We start from the raw sequence: 24,761 nt of genomic DNA, 5'->3' as shown, positions 1-24,761 counted from the left end.
ACCCTCAACGGGGTTTTCGTTTTGCCCTGTGTATCAAATGACTAGTACAGTGGCTTTTTTAAGGGCTAACCCCTTAGATCGAGATCTACCTAACCTATGGAGTTGTCTGTTGGAAAAGGCGGCTATTCCTTCCCCTACTCCCATCTCCCCCCCTCCCCCTCTTCCCTCTCCCCCGTAAAATATGGGTTTGGATGGCTGGAGATATAAACATCTAGACATCTAAACCAAGCACCTTGAAGCCCGGTTATCCTCTGGAACGATTACTGCTTTCCTGCCAAGGGAGGTTCGGCGGTATACCCCTGTAAAGCTTTGCCGTGATTTTTCACGAACTTTCTCAATCGGGTATTAGCATCGTGCCTAGCCCTGTTCTCCTGCTTGAACGAAACAGGTTCTTCATCCCATGCGGCCTGATAAACATCCGCGTACAGCGCCACAATCTTGTGCCTGGCTGACGGGGTAAATTTTTGCAACTGCTCCTGAATCCATGCAGCATCTGCTGGGCAATACACCCGAGGCATGATGGTTGCGAGATAGTCAGGCTGACTCACAACAGGCTCCCCTGAGAGAGTTTTTTCTTACTAGACTTGCGCTCGGCTTTGCTGGTCTGCCCTTGCGCCCACACTCTGGCGCGGTAAAGGCAGTCGTCGTAAGCTGCACCTTTCTTGCTGGCCTGTGACATACACCGATAATGTTCAAGGCCACAGTCAGCCCCCCCCTTAGCAACCTGATCCGGGAAACCCTCTGCCACCAGCGCTGCTGTGATGTGCTTGTGAATGAATTCTTCGGGCGTCACGTCATACCCCCCTCGGAGGATTAACTGACCGTTTGTAAAGCTCCGGACGAAATGCCAACTCCCCTTTTGTTCTGTATGCGGCCTCTGCGGCGCGCCCTTTTGGAATGAGACGACCTGGCCTCCCTCTCCACTGGTAAACAGCTTCGCTTGTGATACCGAAAAACGCAGCGACCTTCTCAGCGCCACCGAAGTAGCCTTCAATGTCATCAGTTGTCATATGAACCTCAAAACTAAGTTTTATTAGATATTAATTGCAAAGTTATTTTTGGTCAATTAAAACTAAGATAACTTAGCTATCAATAAAAGTGGTGTTCAAATGGAAACGGTTGGTCAGCGTATAAGGGCCCTCAGGAGAGTTACTAAAACCTCCCAAAAAGAGTTGGGTAAATTTTGCGGGGTGAGTGATGTTGCAGTCGGTTATTGGGAGAAGGATGTTAACTCCCCTGGCGGAGAATCTCTTGCGAAGCTGGCAAAATTTTTCAATACATCAATAAATTACATTCTTTACGGCACGGAGTTTGAGGGCAGCCTCATAACAAAGATGCGTAAAGTTCCGGTTATTTCGTGGGTGCAGGCCGGGAGATTTACAGAAACCAATTCAGTAGAAGGGGATAACGATCTGTGGATAGAAACATCCCTCAAAACAGGTGATAATTCGTTCGCGTTAGTGGTGAAAGGGGATTCGATGACAAATCCACATGGCACACCAACTATACCAGAGGGGGCCATAGTGATCGTCGATCCCGATGTGGAGCCAGTGCACGGAAAAATTGTTGTTGCTAGAGTGGATGGCACTAACGAAGCCACCATAAAAAAATTAGTGATTGATGGATCTCAAAAATTTTTAGTCCCCTTAAATCCCCGCTATCCCAACATTTCTATAAACGGTAACTGCCTGATTATCGGCGTTGTTAAAGGCGTTCAGTACGAACTCTAACCCCTGATTGTTATTGCAAAAAACACCATACTAAGAAAAGTTTGGTGTTTCCTCTTGAAGAAAAAGCTAAGTTAAGTTAGATTTCAATCATCGGCCAACAATGGAGCCAGTGAGATGAAAACTAATAGCCAACCCACAAAGGTTTATCTATTTGCATCAGTTTTACGCAGTGACATGAAGTCACGCCCTTTCATGCAGCGTGTAAAAGCCACCAGCGAAAAAGAAGCTCGCCGCCAGTTAGCAAGTAATTATGTCTTGTCATTCGCTGGGGTTATTCCTGGGGATCGTAGATACGATAATTCCTTTCTGTCGCAAGCCTAGTTCTAATTTCGTGCAGCTCACTAAGGGTGCTGGCAATTGCGAGAGGAATGTAATCAACATGCCTGCCATTGAGGAAGGCGCTCAAATTTTTAGCAAGCGTTATATCCAGCGTTTCAGTACAGAAACGCCGTTGAGACTCGCTATAACCCAAAACGTAGATTTTTTCAATCAAGCTCACAGGAGGTTCCATGTATTTAGTTGAAAATGCCAAGATCGCTTTCCTTGATAAGGGCGATTTTCAAGATTCAGAAAAAACCACCAGCTTGAGTAAGCTTAAGCCAGAGATAAAGGCGCAAACCTTACCCGTCGATATACTCATCTGCGACGGAGAAATCGTCAAGAACAGATTTAGCGAGGTGCGCCATGTCTGAGGAAAACACACTGGAGCAGGTATCCGCAAAAGCCTGTCAGTTAGATTCTATCTTATCAACGGTATTACAGGGCCGACTTTTTGATATTAGTTCGGTTGATGCTGAGAACCTCATAGACCTTGCAGCTAGCCTTGCTGGTGAGGTGGGAGTATTTTTGCTTGAGTTAGCATCAAAGCAAGATAAGGCTTCCTTAGAAATCGGAAAGTCCGCCATTGATATTGAAAACGAACTTCGTCGAGCGGAGCACCTTCTTTCCGCCTCCGCTGAATTGCACGGTGGGAGTGATGATGAACGCGAAATATCTTTCGAACTACTTGATAAGGTTCTGTTCCGCCTGCGTGAGATAAAAGAAGCATACAGTAATGGAGGTATTCATGCGTGATATTTACTCTGTGCTTGTATCTAATGACTTTAGCAAGATATCTGACGACTCATTGGAGGAATATAAATGTATCTGCGGTGATACCAGTTTAGGTATTAATAATGCAATGCGGGTCATTGGAAACCTGTTATTAGAAATCGAGGGGAGTGAAGAGTATTCAAATGAAGATGCTAGGCGCGATCTATCTTTAGTTGGTGGAGTTCTCAGACACCTCCCTCGTCTATCTGAGGTGCTGGATCAAAACAGCAGATCAGCTGAGTTTGAATTAAAGATGCGTCGAATGGGGGGGGGCTGAATCATGAGCAAATCCCTATGCAATGCGATACATGCCATACCCAAGTTAAAAATAGAAATTCCGGTATTACCTGATTTTACAGGTCGGCTAACTATTAATCTGAAAAATGGAATACTCACGTGCTGGCAGCATCCTCGACCAGACGAATTTACAGCCACTATCGAAGTATTCATGGAACTGGCTAAGTCGGCAGGTTGGAAAGTAACTCCGAATGATAAGGTGTAAACATGAAAAATATGGCTGTTGTTTTCTGGCAAGATTTCGAAAATCTAACGAATGAATTGCAGAGATTAAGCAGCGAAAATCCTGAATTATGGAAAAGTGCAGAACTGTGCCTTTGGTTTGATTTATTTTATAAGAAATATAAATGTTTTAATTCTGACAACTTAGAAGGTTATTTATCAGGTTTGAAAGAAATAACAGAAAATTTAGAGACTGTGGTGGCGATTGCTTATTACGTTTCAAATAAAGAAAAGGCATTAACTTAAAAAAAGCATTAATTAAGTAAACCATTAATAGATTTTAATAACAGCCATCAGGCTGACGGATTCGCTCGGCCTGAATAAATAAAAAGGGTTATTAATTATGTCAGAGAAAATTAACCTAATCGAATTAAACCGCCGCCGCATAGCAGCAGCCTATTTAGATTTCTGCCAGCGTCATTACGGCGGGAAATGGGTCGATATTGTTGTATCGCAGCGTAAAGGGGTTCGCGTCGATATCACACAGCAAAGCATTGAGCGCTGCATGATTGCCCAAATCGAGGAGTCGTGCCGTGAAGAGTTTGGGCGAAAAGAAGGCGATAACCACATAACGAAACTTTATGGCGGGATGCTGTCGCGAAATCACTGTTTAACTTTCATTGGCTCTACCGTCATGGAAGAAATGATGAAAGCCGCTGTATCAGATGCGTTAGAGAACCCAGGGAAAACTCCCCTGCAGGTGGTGCACTGATGGCAACTAATAGCTCAACCGAGACAAGAACGCCTGCATACCTTGGCGCTTTGGATGCGTTAACAAAGATCGGGTACCTCGCTGAGGCTGCGATGGCTCTCACAGCAAACGAAAACGAAAGGGCCGTACAAAACGAACTGATTGGGATCATCTGCGATATCGCGCAAGGAGTAGACCATGCAACTAATTGATGCTCAATGCCGTACCGAGCAGGCAAGGCAAGTGCTCAACACATGGTTGGAGGCCTGCACTTCCCTCGAAGCTGATAAAGCGGAACAAAGCATGGTGTGCGCACTAATTACCATCTTGGATGGAGTGCCTGAATCAATTCGGGACCATATCAACAGTCAGCCAGTGGGAAAGCAGCATGAGCAAGTTTGAAGATATGACACCGGAACAGATCGTTGCACTTCTGGAAAGCACTGGTAAGCCCTACCCCAAGTGGATGTTGGATGCCAACCGGATGAAATCCAATGAAAAACTCACCGATGCAGAGGTGATGGAGTTTGCTGAATGCCACACCGAGCAATTGCGTACCAATGTAGCGCTCCAATACCTGATTAGTTGCAGAGAGCGCTTTGGTATCGGCCCGAATGGGCAGGAGGTTTTCGTACATGAAAATGTCTGCATGGAGATAAATCAAGACGTTATCGAAACGCTACTTAAACACCAAATTGAAACAGTGATGCTGGAAGAGCGTCCAGCGGAACGCTATGTAGCCGTTATGCAGTTTTATCAGGGAGACGAACTGAACCGCAAAGAAAAAGGCTCTACATGGATGCGTGACTTTATCGACAGCGTATTTATCGAAGGTGCCAAGGTAATGATCGAAGGCGAATTAACACCTGCCAAGCATCTGCATTAAGGGGAAAGAAGATGGCTAAAAAAACTGAACTGGTGGCTGTTGAGGCCAAAGATCTACAAATCATCGAGTATCGCGGTCAACGCGTGGCGACCACCGAGCAACTGGCAGCGGGGTATGGTACTGATGTCGAGAATATTAGACGCAACTTCAACCGCAATAAATCCCGCTTCGTTGAGGGTAAACATTACTTCCAAATCTCGGGTAATGAGCTTGAAAATTTGCGCATCTCTTTTAGTCCCGCACAAATTTCGAACAAAACGCGCAGCCTGACACTCTGGACGGAACGCGGCGCAGCCAACCACGCCAAGATGCTGGAAACCGATCAGGCATGGGAGTACTACAACGATCTGACCGAGTTCTACTTTACCCGGCGCGATGCTATTGCGGCACCTGTTGACGCCATGCAACTGCTGAATGATCCAGCCACGCTGCGTAACCTGCTACTGAACTTCTCTGGCGACAACGAGCGCCTAAAAGGTGAAAACCAGCAGTTAGTCAGCACTGTTGAGAGCTTAGAAAAGCATTTCACCAAAGGCATGACAATCCCGGCGTTCTGCAAATGCCTGAACGGCGTCAACATCAACAAAATGATGTGGTGGGCTTTTGAGCGTAATTGGGTTTTCAACGAACAGCGTGATCCAGAAAAAAGCGCTCGATGGCGTGTTGCTTCGTATGCTCGAGACACCTATTTGACCGAGGAGGAAACCGAGGTCAAGCCGCACGGCAAAGAGGCATTCACCAAGAAAACCCCGGTGCTGCTGGAGAAAGGTTGTCACCGCCTGTACGCACTTTACATGAAAGGCGAGCTGCCAATGAAGGCAACGTGGAATGGTGAGTATAGCCACGATAAAGCCGCCTATACGCCGGAGGAAAAGTAAGCATGAAAATCGACTACCAGGATCACGGGGTAACAGCCAGCATAACTATCAGCAGTACGGTGTTTGAGTTTCGTAAACATAACCGGGTGGTGGACACCACCCTATTCCTAACCAGTACAACAGCAAAACACACTGGCTTCTTTCTCATGAAAACGGTGATCAGTGGCAAGACGCCTGTTGTGATGCGAGCTTACAGAATTGCGCTGCAGGAGATGAAGAGATGAATATCACACTGAGCAACGGACGTATCGATTTAGAAAACTTAAATGGCATAGCCAATCATCTTCGCGCTTTGTCCATTACCAATAAAACGCTAGATAACTTGAAAGAGCAGCTTTCAGCCTCAGAAGATAAAAATAGCGACTGGTACCGCCGTACTACTGTAGCTCACAAGTCATGGTTTTGGATGCGCTGCCGTATCTGCGAGCGCCTGTCTATTCTGCGTCAAGAGGAAAAAGAGTTAAACAAAATGCGAGCGCGTTTTGAGGACGAAGAACTTCTTAAGTTACTGCGCAAAGAAGTAACTAAATCCGAGCTTCAGGTGATCCAAACCATCGCTAGAGCAAAGGCAACTCAGCGTCTAGAGATAATATTAAATGAAAGTTGCTCATCAGGAGAGGAAAGGTGAATACAATGTTTTTGCTGATGGCTGAGTTTGAAACCTCTGATATCCCTCTCGCTGCAATTGCGGAGAAATACTTAGGTATCTCGCCAGAACTGGCAAACAAACGAGCCAACGCAGGAAAGTTATCAATTCCAAGTTTTAGAGCAGCAGACTCCAATAAAGCCCCGCGCCTGGTGCATGTGAAAGATTTAGCTGACTATCTCGATCAGCGCAGAGCGGCAGCAAGAGAGGAATTCAGACAGGTGAATTCATAAATCGGCGCGGGGTGCTGGGTCACCAATAGCACCCCACAGCGATTTAACTTATTGAATAAATTACTTGATCAGTCCCACCAGATATCGAACAGATCGCTGACTTTCACTTCGTTCAGTTGGCGTGCTTCCAACCAGTTTCTAACAAGCTCACGATGCGCGTCGGTACAATGGCCGATTTTCTGCAAGCAAATCAGACCTTCCCACTGCAGATAACCGCTACCATCAAATGCCAGGCCGTTCGGTTCGATGACGCCATCGATAAACGCATCCAGAGTGCTATCGATATCTTCAACAGAGGTTCCTTCAGCAAAACGCCAGGCAACAGAGAAGCCTAACTCCTGAAACTCTTCAATATGCAATTTTTTACGTAAACGACGACTACGGTTCTTGGCCATTATATTATCCTGTTTGATTTTAATGGTATTTTTAAGTGAATTTATTAAAAACTTAATCTTAACTTACACTTTACAACCATCTAATTTTAATGACTTTCATATCTCAGCCAGTTTAGCAGTGACCGGTATATATACCTAGCCTTACTGATTTGAGGTTATCACTGCTAAAGAATCGAGATAACTACTTAGCCCCGTGCAACCGCATTTCATCAGGCACTGTTGCAGGCAGTATCCTGAATTAACCCATTTCCTCACTTACGGAGCTTAGAGGCCGAAAACCCTGTTTACCACGCGCACATCTCCGTGGGTGCCCGTAATAAAATGACGCGGCCTGCCCTTTGCACAACGCCCGCATGACCTCAATGCCTTTTATCGTAGCGTAAGCCGTCTTCATCGATTTGAATCCCAACACAGCGCTGATTATCCGCTTCAGTTTGCCATAGTCACATTCAATAACGTTGTTCCGGCATTTGATCTGCCGGTGCTCAACGTCAGGAGGGCATTTTCCTTCCCTTTTCAACAGCGATAAGGCACAACCATACGTCGGTGCCTTGTCCGTATTGATAAACCTTGGGATTTTCCAGCGCTTGACGTTGTTGAGGATTTTCCCGAGAAAACGATAAACAGCTTTGGTGTTACGACGTGGCGAGAGATAAAAGTCGATGGTGCAGCCCCTGCTGTCCACAGCCCGGTACACAGGTAGGCCTACATGCCGTTGACCCTCACGTAGGTTTCGTCGATATGCCACGGACTCCGGTCCGAGGGATTACGCCAGTACCACCGTAGCCGCTTTTCCAGTTCAGGTGTAAGCATTGAACCCAGCGGTAAATCGTGGTGTGAGCGACGTTGACACCACGTTCGGCCAGCATCTTCTGCAGATCATGGTAGCTGATGCCGTATTTACAATACCAGCGAACGGCTCAAAGGATGATCTCGCCCTGAAAATGTCGTCCATGGAAAGGGTTAATGTGCGGTGTCTTCCGCTAAAGTAGAGAAGAGCAGCTTACCACCCTCGACTATTTGCAACAGCGACATCATTACTCATTGTGCTTTCTGTCTTTTTGGCTACCAAGTTAGTAGGGAAACTCTAAATAATTCAAGTTGCAGGCAGGTGGCAAACTCGATAATCCCCAGAGACAAAAATAAGTCTATTGAGTACGAGTATTATTTTAAGTTGATATCAACTTATTAAAGACAAGTACATTAATTGTGTAACACCGTCTCTTTTTACCCTAACCTCAGAGACATAATAGTGAAACATCCTCAACGAATAAAATTCTGGTGCGAAAAAATCACTGACCGATATTAATATTTATCTAAAGAAATTACTTCAACTGATTGGAACAGCTATCAATAATAATATGATTCACTTCACATTATTTAACAATTAGCTTGCTGACAGAAAAACAAAGTGGTACTTGTAAATAAAATTACGCTATGTTAGCTAAAAAATTATTTAAGGTTAGAATATGAAAAATAGAATTTCTTAAACTTTGATGATACTACCGATACTTCTCTAATAAATAAGTGAATTTTGGGGTGCGACTTTAAATTTTTCACGACAACGTCAAAAAAACAGCAGAATCGCTGACATCTTGATCAACGATAAATTTCATGTGATTACATTATCTATAAACAGCATATTACTAGACACTCACACGGACAGACTATATGAGTAAAAAGATTATTGTTTTTGTTTATAATTCCAGCCCTCTATTGGGACGAAGCCCTCCATTTACAGGAGCAATATTCTCTTGGTTTAAAGAAGATAAATATTTAAAAGTGTTGAACAAAGATTTAATAGAAAAAAAATACAATTGGATTGCTAAACTAGATGATACAGAAGCCGATATAGATATAATAAAAAATTATGCTGACATGATTATCTGCTCTCCTGGATTACAGTATCAATTCTATACTGGTCAATTTGATAAAAGTAAGATTATCTATTTAACCACGTTAGAATACAGCTGTAATGATACTAAGCGAGTTATTGAAAAAGCAAATCCCCTTAGTTTTTAATTAACTTATTTAATAATGATCTTATTATAAATAAATCAGAAAAGTCACTACAAGAAATCAAAGATGAAATTCATTTATCGGATATTTCTGGTGGCTACAATCCTGCTCCTAGCATGGTATGGAGTACGATAATGGATGGGTTTAGACCCTGTTCATGGCCTGGTAATTTTTATGGTAACCCCGCTCCAGTTAGAAGCAGCGTCTGTACTAGCCGTTAATGTCTAAATAAAAACAGGCATAAAGAAAGCATGCACTTTATGCCTTTTATTATAACCGGAGTTAGGCCATGAGTAATGCATGTTTTTTTGATCCAATTTATATAAATGAACCAATGAAAGAAATAACAAAGCAGAGCACAATAACGTTCTATTAAATATCATTAACCTACTAAACGAAAATATATCCTTTATAAATTAAATCGATCCCAGGTTAAGTTTAAAATATGATTTTTCAAAAAATAATTACTTTGAGATAAAAAACGCATTATTAGACCTATATTCTAAAATTAACACTTTAGCACCAACGACTGCTTCTGCATTGATTATTTCCAAAAAATTAGGAGCGGTGCACTGAACGATGTATCAAAAGCATACAAGGAAGTTTTCACGAAATAATAGTGGTTGATACAGGCTCAACCGATAAAACTATTGAGATAATTAAAGGTATAAATGATGATAAAATACGATTATTTAATACATGTTGGAGCAATAACTTTTCTGATGCAAGAAATTTCGCAAAAAGCCTAGCAACAAAAAAGTGGATCATGTATATAGATGCTGATGAGTATTTTAGTGAAAATAAAAAAATCTTTTGAGAAAAATATTGAGTAAAAATAGAGATATTAGACATAAGGAATGAGATTATTATATGCCCGACGATTAAAGACCACAATGGTCATAGAAGCATCACGGTTAGACAATGCTTCGTGAAAAAATAGTGAAATAAATTATTATGGTACAGTTCATGAGGAGCCTAGAAAAAACAATGGCAATCTGCCTTATTATATATCTGTAAACTTAATAATTTTACATGACGGGTATAATTCTGATGTTATTAGTGACAAAAAAACCAGAAAAAAATAACCTTGTTAGAGAAAATGCTATTGGAGGAACCCGATAACTTACGGTGGTTATACTTTTACTGTCGTGACGGGCAAGGGTATTTGGATGATGAGTTAATACTCAACATAATAAAATCAAATCTCTACATTAATTATTTATCACCACCGACAGAAGATAACATTAAAAACAGTGAGTTTACATTTGCACTATTAAACATACAGGCTAAAATATACTTCAAGAAATGCGCATATAATGAGCCATTGGAAATCACAACACTTATGAGTATCATATACCCTAAAAATAGTAACTCAATCTATTATGAAAAAATGTTATCGATTATAGTAGAGAAGAAAAAAATGAGGGAACTACTTGATGAACTGATAGAGTTCAGAGCGTCAAACAGCAATCCACAATATGGAATGATACATAGCGCAGGTCATCACATAGACTCATTAATATCTATATTACTTTTCGAAAGTGGTTACTATAAAAAGGCATATGAATACTTTGAATTTTTAAGTGACGTTGGATTTGATAACCCTTTTTCTCATAATTATAAAAACTTAATCGACACTCTAACTAAATTATAAATCCTTTCAGCATCTAAAAGTGAAATGTAAGATACAAATAGATTAGAACAACAATAGAAAACACCCTCAAGGTCACATAATTAAACTATTATTTTAATTAGTAATTATTAATAATAATATGAAATGGTTTTCAGTGGGATTTGATGAGACATCAAGAAGCAACAAATCCCAATTACCTTAATGATAAATCAATAGAATAACTACACCATAGTTTTAACCACTAAAAATGTGATTAAAAACCATAGCCAGCTATTATTCCACTCTCTCAAACATGAGATCCCAAACACCATGTCCCAAACGCTGACCTCGTAACTCAAATTTTGTCAATGGACGTGAGTCTGGACGCGGCACGTAATCATTGCTTTCTGAAATATTACGATACCCAGCGGTGTTATTCATCACCTCAAGCATATGCTCTGCATAAGGCTGCCAGTCAGTAGCCATATGGAATACGCCACCCGTCTTCAATTTACGCAATACCAACTCAACAAATGGTGTCTGTACAATACGACGCTTGTTGTGGCGAGCTTTATGCCACGGGTCCGGGAAAAACAGCTGAACCATATCCAATGAAGCATCCGGGATCATATTCTGCAATACTTCAACCGCGTCATGGCACATCACCCGCAGGTTGCTCAGTTCCTTCTCATGGGCATCTGCCAGACAAGCTCCCACGCCAGGCGAATGAACCTCAATCCCTAGGAAGTTCTGCTGCGGATTATTACCCGCCATCGTAACCAACGAGGCTCCCATGCCAAAACCAATCTCCAACACGGTAGGTGCATCGCGCCCAAAAAGAGCGGCCAGATCGACAGGTTCAGCCTGATATTCCACTCCCATCACCGGCCAATAATTGTCCAGCGCATGTTGCTGGCCTTTGGTCAGCCGCCCCTGGCGGCGAACAAAACTGCGGATACGGCGCATTGCGCGACCGTTCTCATCGAATTCTGGAGATATGACGTCATTAATCATAATGCTTTCTGTCTGTTTGGATGCCAATTAGTAGGGATATTCTAAGTAACTCAAGCAGATGGAAAACCCGATAGTCTCCCGCTCCTTGAATAACTCAGTGCAGATAACCAACCCACGTGCCACTTGAAGTATGACGAGTAGAAACGCGCATTATGCAAAGATACCTTGTTTTAGCAAGCATTCATCACCGCACTTGTCTGAAACTTCCGGTTTACAGTATCAACACACTATGCTGCAATCGCGCACATTATTTTAATACCGAATGGCAAACACGTTCATGATGCAAGCGCAACAGTTCTCGGTCCAAGTGCTTGACTGGTACCAGCGCTACGGCCGCAAAACGCTGCCGTGGCAACTCGATAAAACGCCCTATCAAGTATGGCTCTCTGAGGTGATGCTGCAACAAACTCAGGTTGCCACCGTTATTCCTTATTTTCAGCGATTTATGGCCCGTTTTCCAAACGTACAGGCACTCGCCGAAGCACCGTTGGATGAAGTGTTGCATCTATGGACAGGGTTAGGATATTACGCCCGTGCCAGAAATCTGCATAAAGCGGCTCAGACTATTGTCGCACAGCATGGTGGAGAGTTCCCTACAACCTTTGAAGGGATCGTCGATCTTCCTGGTGTTGGCCGTTCAACCGCTGGTGCCATTCTCTCTTTAGCTCTCGGCAAGCACTATCCGATCCTGGATGGCAACGTCAAGCGCGTACTGGCTCGCTGCTATGCTGTCAGCGGTTGGCCAGGCAAAAAAGAGGTGGAAAACCGCCTATGGCAGATCAGCGAAGAAGTCACGCCAGCAAAAAACGTTGGCCAATTCAACCAGGCAATGATGGATCTGGGGGCGATGGTTTGCACTCGCAGCAAACCCAAGTGCGAGCTTTGTCCACTTAATACCGGATGCATTGCCAACGGTAACAGCAGTTGGGCCAGCTATCCAGGTAAAAAACCCAAGCAAATCCTGCCAGAAAAAACCGCCTACTTTTTAATGCTGCAACAGAGTAACAGCGTCTGGTTGGAACAACGCCCTGGCGTTGGCCTATGGGGTGGACTCTTCTGTTTTCCACAATTCAGTTCACAGGGAGATCTAGAGTTCTGGCTGCAACAGCAAGGCATGAAAGAACATCGACCTAACCAACTGACATCATTCCGTCATACTTTCAGCCATTTCCATCTGGATATTGTGCCAATGTGGCTAAACGTTGATAAAACTGGCAGTGTCATGGATGAGGGTGCCGGTCTCTGGTATAACTTAACGCAGCCGCCATCGGTCGGACTGGCAGCGCCAGTAGAACGGCTGTTACAACAGTTGGCAAAACAGTCTCGGCCGCAACAAGATTTATTTGGCAACCGCGCCATTGACGAGGAATTAGCATGAGCAGAACCATTTTTTGTACTTTCCTGCAGCGTGACGCAGATGGGCAGGACTTTCAGCTCTACCCGGGTGACATCGGTAAACGTATCTACAACGAGATCTCTAAGGAAGCCTGGGGAGAGTGGATGAAAAAACAGACAATGCTGATCAACGAGAAAAAGCTCAATATGATGAATATTGACGATCGCAAACTGCTGGAAGAGGAAATGACCAAGTTTCTGTTCGAAGGTCATGATATCCATATTGAAGGCTATACACCGCCGAGTGAGTAATGCTTTACGGGCCAGGCGCTGGCCCCATTTAACGACCTTGTCATTCTTCACGTATACGGCTTTATAAGATGAAGAAAATTTTAGCTCTGCTAGTGATCGCGCCATTGCTGGTGTCCTGCTCCAGCAATAATGAAGTCAACAACGAAGCTTATGCCAAAGACACCAACGCCTTTGACATTTTGATGGGCCAATTTGCTCATAACATAGAAAATATTTGGGGGCTGAGTGAAGTTCTTATCGCTGGGCCTAAAGACTACGTCAAATATACCGACCAATATCAAACCCGCAGCCATATCAATTTTGATACCGGTACCATCACCATCGAAACCATCGCAACAACCGACCCGGCAGCACATTTGCGCCAGGCAGTAATCAGCACCTTATTGATGGGGGATGATCCCGGTTCTATAGACCTTTATTCCGATAGCAATGACATCCAGATCAGTAAAGAACCTTTTCTGTATGGACAAGTGCTTGATAACAATGGCCAAGCAATCCGCTGGGAATGGCGTGCATCACACTTTGCCGACTATCTGGTGCAAAACAAACTGCAAAGACGCACCTCTGGCCTGCACGTGATCTATTCGGTAACCATTCAACTGGTCCCTAACCACCTTGATAAACGCGCTCACAAATATCTGCCGATGGTTCGCAAAGCCTCTGCGAAATACGGAATCGAAGAATCACTGATCCTGGCTATTATGCAGACCGAATCCAGCTTCAACCCCTATGCAGTAAGCAGTTCAAACGCTATGGGTTTGATGCAGGTTGTACAGAATACCGCAGGTAAGGATGTCTTCCAGATGAAAGGTAAATGGGGCACACCAAGCCGCAGCTATCTGTTCGATCCAGAGAATAATATCGACACCGGTACTGCCTATCTGTCGATCCTGCAGAACAACTACCTAGGGGGGATTCAGAACCCGACCTCGCGCCGGTATGCAGTGATAACAGCATACAACGGCGGCGCAGGGAGCGTACTGCGCGTATTCTCTAGCGAGAAGGCCCGTGCAGTTGAGATTATCAACAGCATGAAGCCGGGAGATATTTATCAAACGCTAACCACTAAACATCCGGCAAGTGAATCACGCCGCTATCTGGTTAAGGTTAATAACGCGCAAAAAAGTTATCGCAGAAATTAGGCTATACACCTTAATTGCCAGGGGTACTGTCTACCCCCCAAAGCCCATCATCAAGGTAGAGAATGGGCTTTGGGGACGCGATATGGAGGGATGAAGCTAGGGGACGATATTTACGTCGGCCAAAAGAAGCAATGCTTTATGGTGTATCAACCCCGTTTAGCCTAGATACATAATCTTTGCTTCGTCCAACCCGTTGATACTTTGAGCCACAGTATTATCCTATGATTCTCCTACGCTGCCAAACCAGCAGTAACTGTAATACTCTGATACTCATATGGAAGCCAACGTATTGTGCACCAACTGTTATGTGCTCAAACAGGGTGAAAAAAGGACATTTTGATTTAAAATAGAGCAATCGAACGGATTTGTGATGTAAACCGATTGACGGAACAAGAGCAAATACGGTTTAATGCGCCCCGTTGCCCGGATAGCTCAGTCGGTAGAGCAGGGGATTGAAAATCCCCGTGTCCTTGGTTCGATTCCGAGTCCGGGCACCACTTTCACTTATCCCCAAGTCTCCTAAATTCAAGTAAACTCCTTTAAAATCCTTGTTATACTCGACTCAATCACATCATGAACTCCACAGAAATCAACCAGCATCCACCTCAATCAAGTGCTCGCTGGGGGCCCATCTGGGGGCTCATCTTGTTCAACGTTATTTTGGGGCCCCCAAATGCCACTCAATGCCAGACAAGTCGAGACTGCCAAGCCGAAAGACAAGGAGTATAAACTCACTGATGAACGTGGGCTTTATCTACTCGTAAAACCGAATGGTTCCAAGTATTGGCGTCTCAAATACCGTATCGCCGGTAAAGAAAAGAAACTCGCTATCGGTGTCTATCCCGACTTCTCTCTTGCTGATGCTCGCCTTAAACGTGATGAAGCACGTAAATTGCTTGCAGATGGCCTCGACCCTAGCCAGCAGAAACAGTTAGAAAAAACAAGCCCAAAAAATCACCACTGAAAATACCTTCTATACCCTCGCCCTCGAATGGCATGCCTACAAAAGTAAATCCTGGTCTGAAGGATACGCTGAAAGCGTCATGGAGGCGCTAGGGAAGGATATCTTCCCGCACGTAGGCAAACGCCCTGTTGCCGAGATCAAACCGCTAGAAATGCTCGCAGTGCTGCGTCTCATCGAAAAACGCGGTGCCTTGGAGAAAATGCGCAAGGTACGCCAGTACTGTAATCAGATATTTCGTTACGCTATAGCCACCGGACGCGCCGAGATTAACCCTGCGGCAGAACTCACCAGTACACTGACCGCGCCCAAATCAGCACACTTTCCCCATTTCACTGCGGGAGAGCTGCCTGCGTTTTTAACCGCTTTGGAAGCTTATCATGGTAGCCCCCTCACCCGCTTGGCAACTCGGCTGCTTCTGTTAACTGGTGTTCGCACTATCGAACTCCGTGCTGCTGAGTGGAAGGAATTCGATTTTGAGCAACGTCTCTGGGAAGTCCCTGCCAAACGCATGAAGATGCGTCGAATTCATCTGGTTCCACTGTCGGAGCAGGTCGTCACTATCTTGCGAGAACTGCAAGCGATCACCGGCAGCTATCGGCTGGTCTTTCCTGGCCGTAATGACGTTAACAAGCCGATGAGTGAAGCCAGCGTCAACATGGTGCTAAAACGTATCGGTTATGATGGCAAAGCAACGGGTCATGGTTTCCGGCATACGTTGAGTACCATCCTGCATGAGAAAGGCTTTAACACCGCCTGGATTGAACTCCAGTTGGCGCATGCGGATAAGAACAGTATCCGGGGTACTTACAACCATGCGCAGTACCTGGATGACAGGCGTGAAATGATGCAGTGGTACGCCAACTATATCGATTCACTGACAGGCATCACTGACAAATAGACAAACGTAATTCCATAGAGAAGGCATCCGCTCATCAACGAGCGGGTGCCTTTTTGCTTTTTAACGTACTGAAAAAGGAGAATACAGGAATGACAACAATATGCCCGGAATGCGGTTCTGAACGTATCAGCGAGCGTCATATAGGTAGGACGACAGGAAGTATAGCCGGTGGCGTTGCAGGTGCACTCAGTGGTGCTGGCGCTGGGTTCTGTTGTCCTGATAGTAGGAACAGCAGCAGGGGCCGTCATTGGCACTGTGCTGGGAAGGTTTGTCGCTGGCGCTACAGCAGGTGCGGTTACAGGGGCTGCAATGGACGGGGTTCTGTTTGACCGGTTTATATGTAGGAACTGTGAGCATACCTTTGATTGACGTTGGGGAACTCAGCACGCGTCAGTGCTGAATTATTGCAGACTTATATCAATCAATACAGTCAGTTGGGATCTATCTCACAGAGCTACTCACTACTACCTCTTCTTTTGATTGATCTGTTGTGACGATCGTTAATAGACTTTTGATAGTATTTAACTGTCAAAATGTTTTTATTGATCGACATTATCGATGTATTTTACAGATCAGTTTCGCTAGTTCGATCGGTATTAACAATTTTACTCTCCTTTCTCTTCCTGAAATGATCACCAAATACAGACTGTTTGGCAGGTCACTACTTACAATGTCTTTTAGCCTTATTTAACTATTTATATCATAAGGTTAATTAATATTGAGGGGCATTTCTCTGACACAGGAATGGGCTTTAAGCAGCGAACAGTTGTGATAGACAAGTCCGTCCAGTCAAGAGAGGAAGTGAATGGTGGACAGAGTGAAAACTGATTGCCGTCCGATCTGGGATGCAGTGGGTATCCTCCTGTGGGATCAGAGAAATCTGTTCCGACAGGTTTAACGAGAGCGTCAACTATGAACCAAATAAGAAACCAGGAACTGGCAATTTTAAAAGGATTACTAATGAAATTTATTCAGGCAGAAAATATCTTCTTCAAAAAGGGATTTATCATTTCCATTCCCCTCATCGCAGTCATGCTTACAGGTTGTGATTCACCAGAGAAAAGACAGTTTATGACTGGTTGTAAAATAGCAACCCGCAATGGTTCTGTCTGTGCATGCACCTGGGAGAAAATGAGCGCTATATATCCACCAAAGTTTCTTAAAGCTATTGGGGATCAACAGGTTGCCCCTCCCTCTGATTTTCAGATAAATATGACAAACTCCATACAGCAGTGCATACGAGAGGAATAGACATGATTTACAAAAAGGAAAGAAATTTATTTTTAAATCAGAGAGTGAACATATGCTTCAGGTAGCAATAAAATACTTTTTTATCGCCTTTATCTTGTCTTTGATTATTGTATTGATTAATACCTTTTCAGCGACAGGGGAAATATATGGCTTCTGGCATGGAGTTAAAATTTTGTTCTGGCTGACTGCCGGACCTGGTACAGGTATGCTCATTGGTGGTTTTGTTCGGCAATGGTTAATGCCTGATGCAATATATACCCGTGAAGGTGCCGTCGGAATATTCAAAGCTAAACTATTCTGGTCTATTGGTCCTCAATCTATTGGGTGGTTAATAGGAGTATTAGCAGTTTCAGAAAGACTATATTAGTAATTCACCCCTTCTATCTGGCTTAAACCTAGAAATTTTTATGGAGGGGCATTAATCAACATCTAAAGTTAATTAAATATATATAGCATCGCAGTAATTTCTGCAAGTTTTTATCTATTTTATCCGTTTGGGAAAATAATAGCATGTTCTCTAGTGTTTTTCATGCAGATAAAAAGATGGCAATAAGTCATAACAGCAATACTACCTTCATTGGGTTATAAACATCCGGTGGAGATCCTTAAAGAACATAGAGCATGTCTCTATATATTACATTGTGCTTCAGTATTCAAATAAAAAATGAGGTTGTTTATGAGTAACTATGGAAAGGTTTTTTTGATGGCTAGTTTTTTTTAAGTGGAATAGCATATGCAGAAAATATGCCCGTTAAAGTAAATGTAGGGCAACGGTCTACTATGGTGGGTAAATATGAATCGGTGTACGTGTTGTTAACATTACCGGTATAGCTGATGGCATTACCGTGAACAACGTTACAGTCAATAGAGGGCAGTGTCGGAGCAGCTTGGCTAATCCCAAAAAGCCATACAATCTACCATTCGGAGCCACTCAATCCTATAACTATATGATATTTAATGGAATGAACAACGGTTATTATAACTGTGACGTTATTGAAATAGTCGTTAGTACAAACCAAGGGGATTTTACGTTTAAACCAAACTAAGGAATCATAGGGTTAATTAACTGTATCAACAGATTATTCATTGTGATAGGTATTGACATCATAATAAATGTCATACCTATTTCACTCAGGAGCTTAATTATGAAATTCACTAAAATTAGCATTGCTCTTTTTTATATATTATCTTTCAATGTAATGGCAGGGAATATTTGCTCTAACGAAAGCACCATTTTTTATGCCAAGACAGCTAATCAGAAGAAAGAAGTTAGCATCTGCGAAGGTTCAGAAACAGTAACTTACTTTTTCGCTAAAGCGGATAGAACTCAAGAAACCGGCGAACTTACATTAACCTTGGATAAATCAATGGTTCAGGCAGATAGAATGCATGGTGCAGGATATCATGTTGATGAAATCAGTATTCCGAATGGAGATGTTACCTATGCAATTTCTACGGGTAATGGTGCTGATGGCCAATTTTCTGATTTGACAGTCAACAAATCAGGTAAGCAAATTGCGTCTATCAAGCTTGATGAGAAGTCCATGATTAATAATATCGAAGAATACTGGATTAAAAATAATTAATTTTTACGTTTAACAAAAAAGGACTTTAAAACGGCGTGAGCAACTTGATTGCAAATAGCAATGATGGATTCCCAGATGGGTAGTTGACTGATATCACCGGCCTATACGGTCGGTGATTTTTTATATTTTTTGTTTTTGTGTGTAAAGTTTATTCGTTAATCAGTGCTTGTGCATTTCTTGATAAGGTAATATTAATAGCAGAATTATTTCGGACAGATTGGCGTGATCATCGAGCCACCCAGTATCAATGTGGCCATTCCATCCAGCTTTTTTTGTACTCTCCCACGTTGGCATAACTTGGTTTATCATCCGATAAAATCGTTCGCAATAATTACGCTCAGCGATATGTCAAAGCTCGTGCAAGATCACGTAATCAATGCACTCACGAGGTGCCTTAACCAGGCGTAGGTTCAACGTAATACGGCTATTAGTGGAGCAACTTCCCCATTGGATTTGCATGGTCAGAATGCGCAGTGGGGGACGTTCTTTTACCCATAGCGCTTGCTCTAACATGGCATCAAGTCGTTTGGCAAAAACTTCTTTTGCACGTGCTTTATCCCACACTGCGGAGTGCTTTAGGGTGTGTCCCGTAACTGTTTTTTGTACAGTTCAGCATTGTTATAATTGTGCAAAAAACACGCTTGAGCGATAAGAGACTCTCTAAAAATGCTCAATACTCAACCAAAAATCACATTTTGGAAATGATTCCTAAAGCACTTTTTAGTGTGTAGGGAGGTTAAGGGACACAGCCTAGCTCTCAAGCAGCGCGGAAAGCGTTTTTTCCATTTCGGCAATATTCTCTGCTTTCGGCAAAATCACCTCACGCTTAAAACTGCCGGTAGCCGCATAAATATTAAGCAGATCGCGTACCGATCTGGCTTCTGCTGCAATATGATTGCTGAGTTTCTCTGCCTCAGAGTAAGTAGGATTTTGTTGCAAAAATTTTGCAAAACAGATTCTGGAACCCAGGATCACGGAAAACACGTTCGCCATGCTCTCCACTCTAGTTTGGTTATTTTCCATTGTTGCGATATCTTCAAGGATTGTGAAGTTATCACTGCGGTTAATCCGACTGTTGGTAAAAAGCAAACCGGTAGCAGAGTCGTGGCCTCCTCTATTTTCAGCCGGCAGCTTTTCAAATGTCCGAAAAACTTTTTCTTTTGAGGCATTACAAATTTCGGAAAGATATTCACTGGTAAAGATAAACTTAGCTAGATGACCGGAGGACACATCATCAATCGCTTGCCACTCCCCGTTTTCCGCATCATATGAAAGTAGCGTAACAAAGTGATTGATATGTTTTTTATAATAGAATTCTGGACGATGTGGCACAAAAAAAACATCACAGGATACCAGAACAAAAGAATCTCTGTTAATAACCTCAACAAGTTGAGGAATAGCATCCTCAAATGAGCTATATTTTACTTCAGAATACTTTATCCCGATCATAGCATAATCCCTGACCATCAGACCGTCATAAATAAAATCGTAACGGGGTGTCTGCTTTAAAAATATCTGCTCTCTGATAATATCGGTACTAATTTGAGCATTGTAAAATAAGTTTGCAGTTTTACAGCCAACCGATTCTAAAGCAACAATGCCTTGCCTCTGAGAGCAATTAAGGAAATTCCTGTTGTAAACTTCGCGTTCATATTCAAACTCAGTCATTTCAACTCCTGATATTGTTAATTTTATTTTTTATTAAAAAACGACACATTATTATTGCCGGACAGGGTTATTCTTATCAAACCGAGATCAGCATTGCGTTTTCTGTTTTCGCACGATTACCAGTAGTAATCGAGCGGGTGTGGTTACTATTTTTATATTTTTCCAGCAGAGTATTCATTACTGCTGGGTGGCGTAAGGTCTGGAGCTTTCTTTTTTCTCATCCAGAAGTTAGCCAGTAAGATAGACAAACAGGTGGTGACGATTAACAGTGGCACCCAGAAAGAAGGCCAACCTTTAGTGAACATTTCAATGGTTAAAGCAATCGCCGGAATAAAGGGAGTAATAATGGAAACTCTTGGTGCACCCAGTTTTTGAACGGAATATTGTAAAGCAAATACCGGAATAACCACTGAGATAAATGCCAAGAGTAGCAATTTAGCCAGTATAAATGAATCCATCGTGGTAATACTAACCAGCTCTTTGGCACTAATTGCAGCAGTGATAACTAACAACAGGAAAAAACGGTTACACAGAATTTCCAGTGTGCTGGCACCATAGTCGTACAACTTCGCAGAGCGGAAAACATAAATACCCGCACTCAGTCCACCTGTGAAAGCCAGGAAAACCCCAAGTCTCAACTCATTGGCAGTGAAATTAAACACGCCGTCTGCATAATATAACCGGAAAATCACCAGAGCAGCTAGGTTAATGGCTATCAGGAATATCCCCAGAGCACGTTTACTGAACACTTTGACTTTACCTGCGATCAGTTCACACAATAGTACCCCAATTGGCAGCGATCCCTGAAATACCGCACACTCGATAGATGGTTCAATTTTATACAGTGAAAGAAAGGCAAACAACCAACTGGTCAGCGTCAATACATTTAAGATAAGCATTTCACCAAAAAAGACACGTGTTAATTTAAATACGTTACCGCCCGATCTTTTCTGTAAAAAAACGAACACGCAAAATGCCACGAATAACGAAAAAAAGGTAACAAAAAAACCGCTAATGTTCGTAAAAGAGAAAGAGATCCATACCGCAGAGAGTGCGGTACAGATGCAGTACATAAAAATAGAAAAAGGCGCAAGTAACTTTCCAGAATTCATATCAACACTCCCATCAATATCATCATAAAATGTGAATACAGCCACAGCCGTAAGTCAACGTTGCTCCTCAGCGCTACAGTCAACCGTTTTATCAGGTGCAATACGTGGTAACTGATAACGTCCTCCCATTCATCAGTCATTCAACGCGATCCGCCTTTAACTCCATGCTTAATACTCAGTTAGCCGATGAGCCGTGCGCGCCACGTCATCCGTTATGTCCCCAACGTCTTGCGTTCAGACGCATTCTGCTTAATTTTGCTAATCAAAAATTTATTCTGAAAAGCCGCAGGTAATATCAGTCGCCCCGTCAAATCACGATACTGACGCTGTAATTCAGAATCGTTTAGGATGGTCCCGAAGGTCGATTTTTGTCCCTGATCATCTTTCGCTATCAGCGAGTCAGCAATAATGCCGCGAGCGTGGAAAGGAAAATACTCATTAAACTGACGTTGGTAAGTCTGCAAAGCCAGTTGGGTATTGACGACGCCATGCTGTAGCGAGGCTTCCACCGACTGGGCCAGCATCGCAGCGGTTTGCAGCGCAAAACTGCATCCCACCCCGCTCATCGGATCAAGTGATTGCGCCGCATCGCCAATAAAAGCTACATCCTGGCAGACCGGCTGACGCGTCAGGTTTGGGTAATCCCGATACCCCATCACCTGAGTTTCAAAGGTCACATTATTCATGGCTGGCATTGCGGGAACGCCAGCAAAGAACTCCACCAGACTTGCCTTCACATCATGCTGTTGCCACTGCTGAGACGTTTCTTTGCTGATGTAAGCTGACAGCAACGTACGGCCATTAATTAATGGATATAGAAACGCCATACCGTTTTGATGGTGAGCAAACAGTGAACGGTTATCCGCTGGTGACTCAATGCCACTGCAATAAGCGAAAAAGGTGGCCCGATGGTTTTCATAGCTCTGCATCGGATTGTCCAGTAAACGTGCTAGCAGTGACATTCTACCGTCCGCCGCAATCAAGAACCGCCCTTCAATGCTAAACGTTTCCTCTGTCCTTTCTACCGTTAACTGCCAGCCCTGCGGCGAGCGCTGAACGTCCATGACCCGTTCCGCATAGCCGATTTCAACGCCACATTCATGCGCCTGTTGGCGCAGCGCCGGATCCAATACCGACCGTTCCAGATTGAGCGCGCACTGCTGGCTGTCGATGCCATAAAATCCTTCGGGATCAATAATACCTGCTGGGGTGATAAAGGTTGCCCGAGTACGCACGCTGTAGTCACGCTCAGCCAGATGCGCCATACCGAGCTGGCTTAACACCGGCACGGCTGAGGGCTGAATAAAGTGAGTACAAAGTTTTTTATAGGATGACGCTGACGGAAGCTTTTCAATCACCCTGACGCTCAACCCCAGTTTGCGTAACAAGATGCTGGAGGCAGCGCCACTGGCGCTGCCTCCGACAATAACCACATCGTAGATCATTGTGTGACTCCTACGTGGTGCAGGGCGTCTGCGCGCGTGGCTGACGGAATTGCCTCAGCATCGATTAAGCACGCTTCCATTGCCCGCTCCAGGATTACCAATCCCGACAGCAGCGTTTCTTCAGGAATGCTAAGGGCTGGCATAATCTTAATCACCTGATCGCGATCACCGGAACGTTCTACAATCAGCTGCTGCCCGAAGCAATGCTGGGTGATCTTCTGCGCCAGTTCAGGAGAATAGAGTTCAATACCGTAAAACAGGCCACGACCACGGGTCTGTTTGATAAAGCGGGGGAAACGCGCTTTTATCTCCTGCAGCCACTGCTGAACCACTTTCTCCTGACGAAAAACATGCTGACTTAACTGATCATCACTCCAGTAATTTTCCAGTGCCGCTTTGGCTGTAACAAAGGCCGAGGTATTGCCACGAAAGGTGCCGTTATCTTCACCGGGTTTCCACTGATCCCACTGAGGTTTAAACAGCAGCAGTGAGAAAGGCAGTCCGTAACCGCTCAGGGATTTTGACAGGCACACCATATCAGGTTGAATGCCAGCAAACTCAAAGCTGAAGAAATGGCCTGTGCGTCCGCATCCAGCTTGGATATCATCAATAATCAGCAAGATATCATGACGCTGCAGTAGTGTATGTAAACGTTGCAGCCAGGTTTTTGACGCCACATTAATGCCGCCTTCGCCCTGCACCGTTTCCAGAATAACCGCTGCTGGAATATCCATTCCCGAACTGTTATCAGTTAACAGTTTTTCGAAATAGGCGATAGTGTCCAGCCCCTCTAGATAGCCGTCATACGGTAGCCGGAATACATGAGAATCAATGGTGTTCTGCCGATTGTCACGATTACCGGTCAGCCCCAGCGCAGTACTGGACATTCCGTGGAAGCCATTGGTAAATGCCACCACATTGGTGCGGTTTGTCACCTTGCGTGCCAGCTTAATAGCTGATTCCACCACGCTGGTGCCAGTCGGCGAAGTAAACTGCATTTTGTAATCCAGTCCGCGCGGTTGCAGAATAATAGCGTTAAATGCCGTAATAAATTCAGCTTTGGCAACCGAATGCATATCCAACGCGGCCTGAATACCATCCGCCGCCAGATAAGCGATCAAGGCCTCTTTCAGGGCAGTCGGATTGTGGCCGTAATTCACCGATCCCGCACAGCTGAGAAAGTCCAGCCATGCGTTGTCATGCTGATCATAGAGATAGCATCCTGAAGCCCGTTGGAAGATCGCTGGGAAATTGCGGCAATAGCTTCTGGCTGAGGACTCATGATCAGAAAAAACATTAAGTGTATTGTTATTCTCTAGTGTAGTCATAGCAA

Annotated in this window: 33 protein-coding genes, 1 tRNA gene and 2 pseudogenes; 24 read left to right on the top strand and 12 right to left on the bottom strand. The window is 43.8% G+C overall.

Translation table 11 applies throughout. The features are described from left to right. Positions 1-260 precede the first annotated feature (260 nt). The 3 genes from OK023_RS03740 to OK023_RS03730 are packed head-to-tail and all read right to left on the bottom strand — an operon-like array spanning position 261 to position 1,010. Positions 261-518, bottom strand: coding sequence for a hypothetical protein (locus tag OK023_RS03740; protein ID WP_317697468.1), 258 nt, complete (start codon positions 516-518; stop codon positions 261-263). 26 nt (positions 519-544) lie between these two features. Continuing rightward, positions 545-793 carry a hypothetical protein gene (locus OK023_RS03735; protein ID WP_317694950.1) on the bottom strand — a complete coding sequence of 83 codons (249 nt, stop codon included), beginning with the start codon at positions 791-793 and terminating at the stop codon, positions 545-547. Position 794: 1 nt separating this feature from the next. After that, positions 795-1,010 (bottom strand): Cro/CI family transcriptional regulator, encoded by a 216-nt coding sequence (locus tag OK023_RS03730; RefSeq protein WP_317694948.1) that lies wholly within the window; start codon positions 1,008-1,010, stop codon positions 795-797. Between the two features lie 99 nt (positions 1,011-1,109). Here OK023_RS03730 and OK023_RS03725 point away from each other — a divergent pair, with 99 nt between their 5' ends. Further along, complete coding sequence (locus OK023_RS03725; protein ID WP_317694944.1) at positions 1,110-1,730, top strand: LexA family transcriptional regulator; 621 nt, start codon at positions 1,110-1,112, stop codon at positions 1,728-1,730. A gap of 114 nt (positions 1,731-1,844) precedes the next feature. Continuing rightward, the gene (locus OK023_RS03720) at positions 1,845-2,051 is read left to right on the top strand and encodes a host cell division inhibitor Icd-like protein (protein ID WP_317694939.1); all 207 of its coding nucleotides are present in this window, start codon (positions 1,845-1,847) and stop codon (positions 2,049-2,051) included. Here OK023_RS03720 and OK023_RS03715 read toward each other — a convergent pair. Next, on the bottom strand, positions 2,002-2,229 hold the full coding sequence (locus OK023_RS03715) for a hypothetical protein (protein ID WP_317694936.1): 228 nt from the start codon (positions 2,227-2,229) through the stop codon (positions 2,002-2,004). The two genes, OK023_RS03720 and OK023_RS03715, sit on opposite strands and share 50 nt — an antisense overlap. A gap of 10 nt (positions 2,230-2,239) precedes the next feature. Here OK023_RS03715 and OK023_RS03710 point away from each other — a divergent pair, with 10 nt between their 5' ends. The 11 genes from OK023_RS03710 to OK023_RS03660 all read left to right on the top strand — a co-directional run bounded on the left by OK023_RS03710 (position 2,240) and on the right by OK023_RS03660 (position 6,675). Beyond that, positions 2,240-2,422: a hypothetical protein gene (locus OK023_RS03710; RefSeq protein ID WP_317694933.1), complete on the top strand. Its 183-nt coding sequence runs from the start codon at positions 2,240-2,242 to the stop codon at positions 2,420-2,422. After that, positions 2,415-2,804: a hypothetical protein gene (locus OK023_RS03705; RefSeq protein ID WP_317694929.1), complete on the top strand. Its 390-nt coding sequence runs from the start codon at positions 2,415-2,417 to the stop codon at positions 2,802-2,804. Before OK023_RS03710 ends, OK023_RS03705 begins: the two co-directional genes overlap by 8 nt. Next, complete coding sequence (locus tag OK023_RS03700) at positions 2,797-3,099, top strand: hypothetical protein (RefSeq protein WP_317694927.1); 303 nt, start codon at positions 2,797-2,799, stop codon at positions 3,097-3,099. Before OK023_RS03705 ends, OK023_RS03700 begins: the two co-directional genes overlap by 8 nt. 227 nt (positions 3,100-3,326) lie before the next feature. Beyond that, positions 3,327-3,587: a hypothetical protein gene (locus tag OK023_RS03695; RefSeq protein ID WP_317694925.1), complete on the top strand. Its 261-nt coding sequence runs from the start codon at positions 3,327-3,329 to the stop codon at positions 3,585-3,587. A gap of 97 nt (positions 3,588-3,684) precedes the next feature. Further along, positions 3,685-4,053: a hypothetical protein gene (locus OK023_RS03690; protein ID WP_317694923.1), complete on the top strand. Its 369-nt coding sequence runs from the start codon at positions 3,685-3,687 to the stop codon at positions 4,051-4,053. Between the two features lie 177 nt (positions 4,054-4,230). Beyond that, positions 4,231-4,434, top strand: coding sequence for a hypothetical protein (locus OK023_RS03685; protein ID WP_317694921.1), 204 nt, complete (start codon positions 4,231-4,233; stop codon positions 4,432-4,434). Beyond that, positions 4,421-4,918 (top strand): hypothetical protein, encoded by a 498-nt coding sequence (locus OK023_RS03680; RefSeq protein ID WP_317694919.1) that lies wholly within the window; start codon positions 4,421-4,423, stop codon positions 4,916-4,918. The genes OK023_RS03685 and OK023_RS03680 overlap by 14 nt, the downstream gene beginning before the upstream one ends. Positions 4,919-4,929: 11 nt before the next feature. After that, entirely contained in the window at positions 4,930-5,796 is an 867-nt protein-coding gene (locus OK023_RS03675) for an ORF6N domain-containing protein (protein ID WP_317694917.1), read from the top strand. Between the two features lie 2 nt (positions 5,797-5,798). Further along, entirely contained in the window at positions 5,799-6,020 is a 222-nt protein-coding gene (locus tag OK023_RS03670; protein ID WP_317694913.1) for a hypothetical protein, read from the top strand. After that, positions 6,017-6,424 carry a hypothetical protein gene (locus OK023_RS03665; protein WP_317694911.1) on the top strand — a complete coding sequence of 136 codons (408 nt, stop codon included), beginning with the start codon at positions 6,017-6,019 and terminating at the stop codon, positions 6,422-6,424. The genes OK023_RS03670 and OK023_RS03665 overlap by 4 nt, the downstream gene beginning before the upstream one ends. Before the next feature lie 5 nt (positions 6,425-6,429). Beyond that, positions 6,430-6,675, top strand: coding sequence for a pyocin activator PrtN family protein (locus OK023_RS03660; RefSeq protein ID WP_317697466.1), 246 nt, complete (start codon positions 6,430-6,432; stop codon positions 6,673-6,675). A 68-nt stretch (positions 6,676-6,743) separates the two neighbouring features. Here OK023_RS03660 and OK023_RS03655 read toward each other — a convergent pair whose 3' ends face one another. After that, a complete protein-coding gene (locus tag OK023_RS03655; RefSeq protein ID WP_317694909.1) occupies positions 6,744-7,070 on the bottom strand; it encodes a YggL family protein in 327 nt (108 codons plus the stop codon). Between the two features lie 264 nt (positions 7,071-7,334). Continuing rightward, positions 7,335-8,038, bottom strand: a pseudogene (locus tag OK023_RS03650) (IS6 family transposase). 703 nt (positions 8,039-8,741) lie between these two features. Here OK023_RS03650 and OK023_RS03645 point away from each other — a divergent pair. The 3 genes from OK023_RS03645 (at position 8,742) to OK023_RS03640 (ending at position 10,743) form a co-directional block, all read left to right on the top strand. Beyond that, positions 8,742-9,092, top strand: coding sequence for a hypothetical protein (locus tag OK023_RS03645; protein WP_317694907.1), 351 nt, complete (start codon positions 8,742-8,744; stop codon positions 9,090-9,092). A 580-nt stretch (positions 9,093-9,672) separates the two neighbouring features. Further along, positions 9,673-9,906 carry a glycosyltransferase gene (locus OK023_RS19145; RefSeq protein WP_411569405.1) on the top strand — a complete coding sequence of 78 codons (234 nt, stop codon included), beginning with the start codon at positions 9,673-9,675 and terminating at the stop codon, positions 9,904-9,906. A gap of 348 nt (positions 9,907-10,254) precedes the next feature. Further along, positions 10,255-10,743, top strand: a complete 489-nt coding sequence (locus tag OK023_RS03640) for a hypothetical protein (RefSeq protein WP_317694905.1) — start codon at positions 10,255-10,257, stop codon at positions 10,741-10,743. A gap of 252 nt (positions 10,744-10,995) precedes the next feature. Here OK023_RS03640 and trmB read toward each other — a convergent pair whose 3' ends face one another. Then, positions 10,996-11,715 carry a tRNA (guanosine(46)-N7)-methyltransferase TrmB gene (gene trmB, locus OK023_RS03635; RefSeq protein ID WP_317694903.1) on the bottom strand — a complete coding sequence of 240 codons (720 nt, stop codon included), beginning with the start codon at positions 11,713-11,715 and terminating at the stop codon, positions 10,996-10,998. A 277-nt stretch (positions 11,716-11,992) separates the two neighbouring features. Here trmB and mutY point away from each other — a divergent pair, with 277 nt between their 5' ends. The 8 genes and pseudogenes from mutY (at position 11,993) to OK023_RS03595 (ending at position 19,203) form a co-directional block, all read left to right on the top strand. After that, positions 11,993-13,093, top strand: coding sequence for an A/G-specific adenine glycosylase (gene mutY, locus OK023_RS03630; RefSeq protein WP_317694901.1), 1,101 nt, complete (start codon positions 11,993-11,995; stop codon positions 13,091-13,093). After that, positions 13,090-13,362: an oxidative damage protection protein gene (locus OK023_RS03625; RefSeq protein ID WP_317694899.1), complete on the top strand. Its 273-nt coding sequence runs from the start codon at positions 13,090-13,092 to the stop codon at positions 13,360-13,362. Before mutY ends, OK023_RS03625 begins: the two co-directional genes overlap by 4 nt. 68 nt (positions 13,363-13,430) lie before the next feature. Next, positions 13,431-14,504: a membrane-bound lytic murein transglycosylase MltC gene (mltC, locus tag OK023_RS03620; RefSeq protein ID WP_317694893.1), complete on the top strand. Its 1,074-nt coding sequence runs from the start codon at positions 13,431-13,433 to the stop codon at positions 14,502-14,504. Positions 14,505-14,925: 421 nt separating this feature from the next. Next, a tRNA-Phe gene (locus OK023_RS03615) sits at positions 14,926-15,001 on the top strand. A gap of 176 nt (positions 15,002-15,177) precedes the next feature. After that, positions 15,178-16,366: pseudogene (locus tag OK023_RS03610) on the top strand (tyrosine-type recombinase/integrase). A gap of 912 nt (positions 16,367-17,278) precedes the next feature. Beyond that, complete coding sequence (locus tag OK023_RS03605) at positions 17,279-17,617, top strand: hypothetical protein (protein WP_317694889.1); 339 nt, start codon at positions 17,279-17,281, stop codon at positions 17,615-17,617. A 52-nt stretch (positions 17,618-17,669) separates the two neighbouring features. Further along, positions 17,670-17,984, top strand: coding sequence for a hypothetical protein (locus OK023_RS03600; protein ID WP_317694887.1), 315 nt, complete (start codon positions 17,670-17,672; stop codon positions 17,982-17,984). Between the two features lie 778 nt (positions 17,985-18,762). Beyond that, the gene (locus OK023_RS03595; protein WP_317694885.1) at positions 18,763-19,203 is read left to right on the top strand and encodes a hypothetical protein; all 441 of its coding nucleotides are present in this window, start codon (positions 18,763-18,765) and stop codon (positions 19,201-19,203) included. Positions 19,204-19,551: 348 nt separating this feature from the next. Here OK023_RS03595 and OK023_RS03590 read toward each other — a convergent pair whose 3' ends face one another. The 5 genes from OK023_RS03590 to ectB all read right to left on the bottom strand — a co-directional run bounded on the left by OK023_RS03590 (position 19,552) and on the right by ectB (position 24,756). After that, positions 19,552-19,767 carry a M48 family metallopeptidase gene (locus OK023_RS03590; protein WP_317694883.1) on the bottom strand — a complete coding sequence of 72 codons (216 nt, stop codon included), beginning with the start codon at positions 19,765-19,767 and terminating at the stop codon, positions 19,552-19,554. 186 nt (positions 19,768-19,953) lie between these two features. After that, entirely contained in the window at positions 19,954-20,871 is a 918-nt protein-coding gene (locus OK023_RS03585; protein ID WP_317694881.1) for a hypothetical protein, read from the bottom strand. A gap of 152 nt (positions 20,872-21,023) precedes the next feature. Next, the gene (locus OK023_RS03580) at positions 21,024-21,770 is read right to left on the bottom strand and encodes an EamA family transporter (RefSeq protein ID WP_317694879.1); all 747 of its coding nucleotides are present in this window, start codon (positions 21,768-21,770) and stop codon (positions 21,024-21,026) included. 425 nt (positions 21,771-22,195) lie between these two features. Then, positions 22,196-23,428, bottom strand: coding sequence for an NAD(P)/FAD-dependent oxidoreductase (locus OK023_RS03575; protein ID WP_317694877.1), 1,233 nt, complete (start codon positions 23,426-23,428; stop codon positions 22,196-22,198). Continuing rightward, positions 23,425-24,756, bottom strand: coding sequence for a diaminobutyrate--2-oxoglutarate transaminase (gene ectB, locus OK023_RS03570; RefSeq protein WP_317694875.1), 1,332 nt, complete (start codon positions 24,754-24,756; stop codon positions 23,425-23,427). The genes OK023_RS03575 and ectB overlap by 4 nt, the downstream gene beginning before the upstream one ends. Positions 24,757-24,761 lie beyond the last annotated feature (5 nt).

Source organism: Serratia sp. UGAL515B_01, from assembly GCF_033095805.1.
GTDB lineage: Bacteria > Pseudomonadota > Gammaproteobacteria > Enterobacterales > Enterobacteriaceae > Chania.
Note: the sequence above shows the minus strand (reverse complement) of the source record. Positions and strands in the feature narration are given on the sequence as shown.